Raw genomic sequence first — 5,551 nt, 5'->3', positions numbered from 1 at the left:
TGGCTGAAAGACAGAAAAGGGAAAAGGTTATCCTTTGATGATATAAAACATTACTGCAAAATCGTTACCGCTCTGCAAAAAACAATTGAAATTCAAAAAGCAATTGATAATATTTATCCAGAAGTAGAAAAATGAGTTATGATTTATTCTTCAAGGCATTGAGGGAAAAGACTTATAAAGCCTTCAAATCCGAGCTTGAGGCGAGGGTGGAGGGATAAGATAAGATAAGATAAGATAAGATATAATATAATAGAAAAAGAATATTGAGCATTTATGAATCAGGAGGAGGATAAAGAGACTGTACAAGAGGTCATGAAGGAAGGGTGATAGATATGAGAAATAAGGATAAGATTTCTTCAGGCGAAATTTCTGCGATCCTCAGCAGCCTGAAGGCAGAAGCAAGAAAGCGCTTCAAGGCGGAAATAAAAGGCATTTTCGGCTCGTATGTGAGAGGAGAGCAGAAGGAGGGTAGCGATCTGGATGTTCTGGTTGAATTCGAGGAAGGCGCGAATCTGCTGGACCTTGTCGGTTTGGCAATATTCCTTGAGGAAAAACTAAAGCTCAAGGTTGATGTTGTCCCGGAAAGTGCTTTACGGAAAGAAATCAAGGATATCGTCCTCAGGGGGAAGGTTGCAGTATGAGAGACGTTTCGTTATATCTCCAGGATATCATTGATGTGCCCTTTTTGACAAATCCATCCTTGTTGTGCTACACTGTCTTACAGTAAACCCCGTTAGAAACGACGGGGCTTTCTAACGGGGTAAAGGGAGGTGATATGAATGAAAGGGACTATTACAATAAGATTGCCCGAGAAACTCCAGAGGGATCTGGATAGGGTAGTAAAGGCTGAAAAGACATCAAAAAGCGAGATCATCAGGGATGCCATAGCCCGTTACCTCGCTCTAAAGAGATTTCAACTATTAAGGAAAAAGGTCCTGCCCTTTGCCGAGGCGCAGGGGTTGCTTACTGATGAGGATATATTTAAGGCCATTTCATGAGGGTTGTGCTGGATACAAATGTGATTGTTGCTGCCTTTGCTTCCAGAGGCCTGTGTTCAGAGGTATTTGAAGTATGTCTTTCAGACCACACCATTATAATAAGTGAGCATATTCTCTCTGAAGTAAAGGAAAAACTGATCAGTAAAATACACCTGCCCCATAATATCACTTATGCTATTATCAATTATCTAAAAGAAGTGGCAGAAATATTTGAGGCTGAACCGATCTATGAGAATATTTGTAAAGATAAAGATGATATAAAAATACTCGGCACTGCATTAAGTGGAAATGCCAGATTTATTATAACAGGAGACGAAGACCTTCTGATCTTAAAGAGATACAGGAAAACAGAAATAGTCTCTCCCCGTGAATTCTGGGGCCATCTGAGTGGAAAGGCGAGGCTGGAGGATAAAGAAAGATGACTTACGAAGCTGTAATCGGTCTTGAGATACACGCACAATTGTTAACAGACTCGAAGATGTTCTGCGGGTGCTCAACGAAGTTTGGTGCTGAGCCAAATACCCAGACATGCCCTATATGTATAGGCATGCCCGGAGTCCTTCCTATGATGAACAAAAAGGCCATTGAATATGTAGTAAAAACAGGGCTTGCAATGAACTGCAAAGTTTCTCCTTATAGCAGGTTTGCAAGGAAGAATTATTTTTATCCTGACCTGCCAAAGGGTTATCAGATAAGCCAGTACGAGCTTCCAATATGCGAAAAGGGCTATGTGGAGATTATTGTTGATGGAAAGGCTAAAAGAAAAGGAATAACAAGGGTTCACATGGAGGAGGATGCAGGTAAAAACATCCATGAAGATTTAGGCAATTACAGTTTTGTGGATTTAAACAGGTCAGGTATACCTTTAATGGAGATTGTTACTGAACCTGACATACGCAGCCCTCAGGAGGCTACAGAGTTTATGAAAAAATTGAGGGCAATTCTTCGCTACCTCGGGGTGTGCGATGGCAATATGGAGCAGGGCTCTCTCAGGTGTGATGCGAATGTATCTGTAAGACCTCCGGGGCAGAAAGAATTTGGAGTCAAGACAGAGATAAAGAATATGAACTCATTCAAGTTTGTTGAGAAAGCACTCGAATATGAGATAAAAAGGCAGATAAAGGTTCTCAAAGATGGAGGGAAAATTGTTCAGGAAACGAGGCTATGGGATTCAAGCAGGGGGATTACAGCATCCATGCGTTCAAAAGAGGAGGCCCATGACTACAGATATTTCCCTGAGCCAGACCTTGTGCCAATAGAGGTTGATAAATCCTGGGTCGAACAGTTGAGGGCTGGGCTTCCAGAGCTGCCGGATGCAAAACGTGAACGCTTTGTCAGGCAGTATGGCCTTCCAGAGTATGATGCAGATTTACTTACAACTGAACGCGCAATAGCAGACTGGTTTGAAGATGCTGTAAAAGCAGGCGGCAATCCGAAATCAGTGTCCAACTGGATGATGGTGGAATTGATGAGACTTCTTAACGAAGATAATAAATCCATTGAAGAATGCTCGCTAAAGCCAGCACAACTTGCAGGCATGCTCAAGCTCATAGAGGATGGAACTATAAGTGGAAAGATTGCAAAGGCCGTGTTTGAAGAGATGTATAGAAGAGGCAGGGATGCTGAGGACATTGTCAGGGAGAAAGGGCTCACCCAGATAAGTGACACTGCTGCCATCGAAAAGGCAATTGATGAAACAATAGCAAAAAATCCAAAAGAGGTTGAGAGGTTCAAGGCAGGTGAGGAGAAACTCATAGGCTTCTTCGTAGGCCAGATAATGAAGGCAACAAAGGGCAAGGCAAACCCGCAGTTGGTAAATGAATTACTAAAAAAGAAGCTCTCCACATAGAGACCCAAAGAACTCGGTGCGAGTCGATTCCGACAAGGTGAATTATCTTCAATTTTATTGTAAAAACTTACCACATAGTTTAAAGTATTACTAAGAAATACAACGGAGGCTATATATGAGAACTACAAAAGTAACAACCCTGTCCCTCCCACCTGAAATGGTGAAGGAAGTAGAAAGGCTTACCAGGGAAGAAAAACGCACAAAAAGTGAGCTTTTCAGAGAAGCCTTACGAAAATATATTAATGATAGACGTTGGCAGCAACTCCGCCAGTGGGGTATGAAAACAGCACAGGAATCTGGTATCTCTACAGAAGAAGAAGTTGACGAATTAATACACAAGCACCGCATGAAGATAAATTGAGGGTTATCCTTGATACAAATGTATATATCTCTGCAATGCTTTTTGGTGGTAAATGTGAAGAGATATTGAAACTTGCAAATCAGTCACTTTTTGAGGTAGTAATCTCAAAGAAAATCCTTTATGAGATTAAATCTGTTTTGAAGGAAAAATTCCACTGGACAGATAAACAGATAGCCGAGGTTATAAAATATATCAAAAGTATAACCACCATTGTGAATCCTGATATTTCGCTTGCCATAATAAAGGAAGATCCTGCGGATAATAAAATTATTGAGTGTGCGGTTGCTTCAAATGCTACATATATTGTTACAGGAGATAAACACCATCTTTTGTCTATTAAGGAGTACTCAGGGATAAAGATACTAAGCCCGATAGAGTTTTTAAGACTGTGATTAATCATGGCAATATTTTGAACTTTGGCTCATAAATGTCTTTAAATATAAAATTGTAAAGAATATTTCAGTATTTCAAAAATAAAATGGAAACAATTCTTATAGTTGAAGACAAAGATTCGATGGCACAGATGCTCAAAGAGACCCTTGAGTCTGAGGGTTTTATAACCCTCACTGCCAGGGATGGCGCTGAAGGCATAAAGCGCATCAAAGAAAGCCGCATTGACCTTGTGCTCACAGACCTCAAGCTTCCCAAAAAAGACGGTCTTGAGGTACTCAAGGCATCGCAAGAAGAAAACCCCTTAGTCCCTGTTATTGTCATGACTGCTTTTGGTTCCATCGAAACTGCGGTCAGGGCCATAAAATCAGGGGCCTATGATTTCATAACAAAACCACTGGATACAGACCACCTGCTTGTCCTTATCAGCAGGGCGCTTAAAAACCAGAGACTGCTTACAGAAAACATTCTGCTCAAAGAAGAATTCTCCAGCCAGCTCGGTTATCCGAAGATAATCGGGAAGAGCCAGAAGATGCTTGAGGTTGCAAACAATGTTCAGAGAGTTGCCCTTACAAAGACAACAGTTCTCCTCCTTGGAGAATCCGGCACTGGAAAGGAACTTTTTGCACGGGCAATACACTTTCTGAGCCCGAGAAAGGAACATCCGTTTGTCACGATAAATTGTGCAGCAATACCGAGGGAGCTGCTTGAATCCGAACTCTTTGGCCATGAAAAGGGTTCTTTTACCGGGGCAGATGAAAAAAAGTTCGGCAAATTTGAACTTGCAAACAAAGGGGCGATATTTCTTGACGAGGTCGGAGAGATGGATCTTGCTTTACAGGCAAAGCTGCTCAGGACGCTCCAGGAAGGTGAGATAGAAAGGATTGGCGGTATAAAGCCCATTAAAGTAGACGTCAGGATAATTGCAGCCAGCAACAAAAATCTCGAGGCTGCCGTAGCTGACAGGAGCTTCAGGGAAGACCTTTTTTACAGATTGAGCGTCTTCCCGATTACAATACCCCCGCTGAGGGATAGAAGAGATGATATACCGGCCCTTGTCGAGCATTTTATTGCTGATTGCTCCAGGGAAATGAAAATCCCCCCAAAAGAAGTCTCGCCAGAAGCAATGGAGCTTTTGAAGAACTATCTGTGGAAAGGGAATGTCAGGGAAATGGAAAATGTCATTGAGAGGGCGCTTATCCTCTGCACAACCCCCACAATAATGCCAGAGCATTTGGGCCTCAGCTCCATTGGCGCTCTTGAGACTACACTCAGGGACCTCCCGATGGATGGAACCCTTGAGGAGATTTCCAGGGCTGCCCTTAAAATCGCTGAGACCCAGAGGATAAAAAAGGCCCTCAGAGAGACCAGGGGAAACAAAGTCAAGGCATCAGAGATGCTCGGGGTGAGTTATAAGACTCTGCTTACAAAGATAAAAGAGTATGGAATAGAACAATAAATTTAAACTTGATATGCTCTGGATTGTCTATTCTTTACTCTGTGCCTTTTTCTTTGCCACAAGCGATGCCCTGACAAAAAAGGCCCTGTCCTCAAAAAATGAATATCATGTTTTGTGGTTGAGGTTACTCTTTTCCCTCCCAATTCTGGTTGCCTCTGTCCTGGTAACAGGGATTCCCCCTCTTGACGCAGTATTCATTTATTCCGTAATCATTGCCCTGCCCCTTGAAATAGTGGCTGCAGTCCTGTATGTCAAGGCCCTCAAAAAATCTCCCCTCGGCCTTACAGTCCCGCTGCTTGGTTTGACACCCATTTTTCTTATCCTTACATCCCTGATTATCTTAGGAGAGAAAATTACAGTAATGGGAGGGGTAGGGATATTCCTGATTTCTGCTGGAGGTTATTCGCTGAACCTCCATGATGCAAAGACAGGGCTCCTCGGCCCTGTAAGGGCACTTCTCAAAGAGGATGGCTCACGGCTGATGCTTCTTGTGG

Annotated in this window: 8 protein-coding genes; all 8 read left to right on the top strand. The window is 42.6% G+C overall.

From position 1 onward, the window contains the following. Positions 1 to 332 precede the first annotated feature (332 nt). Positions 333 to 641 (top strand): nucleotidyltransferase family protein, encoded by a 309-nt coding sequence (locus HZC12_09985; GenBank protein MBI5027034.1) that lies wholly within the window; start codon positions 333 to 335, stop codon positions 639 to 641. Between the two features lie 138 nt (positions 642 to 779). After that, positions 780 to 998 (top strand): ribbon-helix-helix protein, CopG family, encoded by a 219-nt coding sequence (locus HZC12_09980; GenBank protein ID MBI5027033.1) that lies wholly within the window; start codon positions 780 to 782, stop codon positions 996 to 998. Further along, positions 995 to 1,420, top strand: a complete 426-nt coding sequence (locus tag HZC12_09975) for a putative toxin-antitoxin system toxin component, PIN family (protein MBI5027032.1) — start codon at positions 995 to 997, stop codon at positions 1,418 to 1,420. Before HZC12_09980 ends, HZC12_09975 begins: the two co-directional genes overlap by 4 nt. Then, entirely contained in the window at positions 1,417 to 2,847 is a 1,431-nt protein-coding gene (gatB, locus tag HZC12_09970; protein ID MBI5027031.1) for an Asp-tRNA(Asn)/Glu-tRNA(Gln) amidotransferase subunit GatB, read from the top strand. The genes HZC12_09975 and gatB overlap by 4 nt, the downstream gene beginning before the upstream one ends. A gap of 115 nt (positions 2,848 to 2,962) precedes the next feature. Next, positions 2,963 to 3,208: a ribbon-helix-helix protein, CopG family gene (locus HZC12_09965; GenBank protein ID MBI5027030.1), complete on the top strand. Its 246-nt coding sequence runs from the start codon at positions 2,963 to 2,965 to the stop codon at positions 3,206 to 3,208. Continuing rightward, the gene (locus HZC12_09960; GenBank protein ID MBI5027029.1) at positions 3,205 to 3,600 is read left to right on the top strand and encodes a putative toxin-antitoxin system toxin component, PIN family; all 396 of its coding nucleotides are present in this window, start codon (positions 3,205 to 3,207) and stop codon (positions 3,598 to 3,600) included. The genes HZC12_09965 and HZC12_09960 overlap by 4 nt, the downstream gene beginning before the upstream one ends. Before the next feature lie 86 nt (positions 3,601 to 3,686). Further along, positions 3,687 to 5,057, top strand: coding sequence for a sigma-54-dependent Fis family transcriptional regulator (locus HZC12_09955; GenBank protein ID MBI5027028.1), 1,371 nt, complete (start codon positions 3,687 to 3,689; stop codon positions 5,055 to 5,057). A 13-nt stretch (positions 5,058 to 5,070) separates the two neighbouring features. Next, positions 5,071 to 5,551 (top strand): DMT family transporter (locus tag HZC12_09950; protein MBI5027027.1); only part of this gene is annotated, 481 nt, incomplete at its 3' end.

The sequence above is a fragment of the Nitrospirota bacterium genome, from assembly GCA_016214385.1.
GTDB lineage: Bacteria > Nitrospirota > Thermodesulfovibrionia > UBA6902 > JACROP01 > JACROP01.
The sequence above is the reverse complement of the archived record's forward strand: the minus strand, read 5'-3'. Positions and strand labels throughout refer to the sequence as shown.